The sequence below is a fragment of the Tropicimonas aquimaris genome, assembly GCF_042676185.1.
Classification (GTDB): domain Bacteria; phylum Pseudomonadota; class Alphaproteobacteria; order Rhodobacterales; family Rhodobacteraceae; genus Tropicimonas; species Tropicimonas aquimaris.
In genome coordinates this window covers 1-2303 of the sequence record NZ_JBHTJT010000055.1, presented here as the reverse complement: position 1 = coordinate 2303, position 2303 = coordinate 1, and the positions used below count along the sequence as shown (strand labels likewise).

Genomic DNA, 2303 nt, shown 5'->3' with positions numbered 1-2303 from the left:
CCGCGAGTTCATCAGGGCCCAAACCGAAACCGCGTAGGTGTCCGGTCAAATGGGGGCAAGTTCAGGGGCACTCCAGCAACTTGTCCAAGTTGCGGCTCATCGACGGCGAGCAACTGTTCGAACTCGTCGTCCGACACTACTCGCAGCTTTCACCTAGATACCGCACGATGATCCCGCTCAGGCAAATCTACGTGCCTGACATTCGGTAGCGCAGCAGTTGGGAGCACATGGAGCAAGCAGTGTTTTACTTGGACGAGATACACGACGGAGTTGACGGCTGGCATTGCCTATCCACCTCTAGTGACTGGGAGCGATGGCTGAAGGCGACAATCCCTCACGATTGGAACCGCGAAGTCAAACGGCGGCTCGTGTCCAACCTAAAGCACACGCTGGTTGGGCTTGAGATGAAGGCGGGACTTATTCAGCCTCAGCAAGATTCTCGGACAACAAGTCGTTCGGTTTTGTTTGAGCCATACTTCCAAGTAATGACCTTTGAGTTCTGCGTAGGCACTTTCTCAGTGTGCGAAGGGCTAGGCTCCGCCTTTCACCTCGCCAACGCTGGAGGAGATGCGGAGCGCCGGGTCGGCGTGGACCAGTGGAAAGCTGCGTTGGTTGCCCACTTCGACCCGACACACGACCGCGAGCTTGAGCGGCACGTATCTCAGGTCAAAGTCATCCGAGACAAAATGCATCAAGACAGACTGGGTGCCCGTGAGAACATCGACTGGCACGACTTCGGGTATGACGGTGCCTTTATTCCCGCTAAGCAGGCGCTCGAATGCATCTTGATGACCAACTCCGACAAGGTGCCCGGCAACACCAACCTCATTGACCTGGCAACGGAGTAGACCGCAACTCGACGGACAACGATTGAGCTAGCTTCACGGTCGTCGAACCCCGGTTCGGGGTCGCGTATTGCCAAAGCAGATAGATACCGCCACTGAAGTGGACGGGGCCTAAGCCCCGCCCTTAACTATGTTGTCGCGCTTCCACAGCGGTTGGAGGTTCGAGTAGTGGCACAGTGCGACCAGCTCCTCCAAGGTTTTCCCGGAGGAGAGTGGTAGGACGTGATCGACCTCCCACTGACCGTAACGGCCCCAGGACATTCCCTCGGTGAACTTGGCCCCGATGAACCGCCGCAAAGCGACTTGGTTACATCCAAGTGCCTCTGACGGGCTGTAGCGTCCAGAAAGCACCTGCCCCGACCGCCGATGAACCGAACGATACATCCGAAATGAAGGGTCGCCAGCGGCCCGCTCACGCTCTCTCTGCCTGGAGCGCTCACGGTTGCACTGGACGCACTGGCCGTTGCTTGCGTACCGCTCTGCCATGTGGCCCGTCTTGCAAGCCCGCCCGGTCCAGAAACGCGAGAGGCCGCGCTGGGCGGCCTCCTCACGGGTTCTCGGCAATGTGGATGTCGCACACATCACGCCGCCCCCTTGCGGCGCTCAGCGCTCTTGCGAGGCCGGGTTCGGCGCTTGCTCGGCCGGACTGCTCGCCGAGGCCGAGATCCATCTTTCGACAGTGCAGAGACCTTGCCGGTTTCCAACCAGTTCGTCAGGAGGTTGCGCATTCTCTCAGACGGGATGTAGACGGTAGCACGTTCGCGGGGTCTCCCCGACTTGTGCGTCCCATTGATGCCGCCAACCCGGATAGCTGATCGGAACAGCCACTGCACCAACTCGGTGAGAGCGTATGCATCCGAGAACCTGCGGGCTTCAAGGCTGTCCCTCTTCATGCCTAGGAAGCTCAGAAGTTGCGGGTTCGGGTTTTGGTCGTAGAGGTAAACTGCATGTGTGCACGAGACGTGGTCGTTGGTGCCGCGTGTTTGGTTCGGCACAAACTGTACACCTGTGGTGCTCCACTCAGTGGTGACAGTCCGGTTCTCAGGTGAGATGACCTCCTTGTTTGTCGCATGCCCGAACAGGCGGCTATGCTTTGCAATTGGCCCAGCCTTAGGCCTCTCGCCGGTGCGGTTTGCACACCAAACTGGACGTGCAGACGTGAGCATCACGCAGTTGAGGTCTATGCCACCCAGCTCTTGCTCCTTGAACTGGCGCAACTCGTGCCCGATGGACGCGCATACATCTCGGGCCTTTAACTCCCTGAGCTGGGCAGAGTGGTTCCATGCGGTCTGCTCTAGACCCGGGATCGATTTGATCGTGAGAGCCGAGGCAACATCCTGACGCCACTCCCATTCGGCGGAAGCATCAAGTGGTTCAACTTCCAAGGTAAACTGGAGTGCCCCATCTGAACTGGTCCACCGTTATGTTTAGGAAACGGAGGACAGAGAATGGCGAACA

1 protein-coding gene is annotated in these 2303 nt (G+C 58.5%); it reads left to right on the top strand.

From position 1 onward, the window contains the following. Positions 1–248: 248 nt before the first annotated feature. A complete protein-coding gene (locus tag ACFQ2S_RS22730) occupies positions 249–848 on the top strand; it encodes a hypothetical protein (protein WP_386078444.1) in 600 nt (199 codons plus the stop codon). Positions 849–2303 lie beyond the last annotated feature (1455 nt).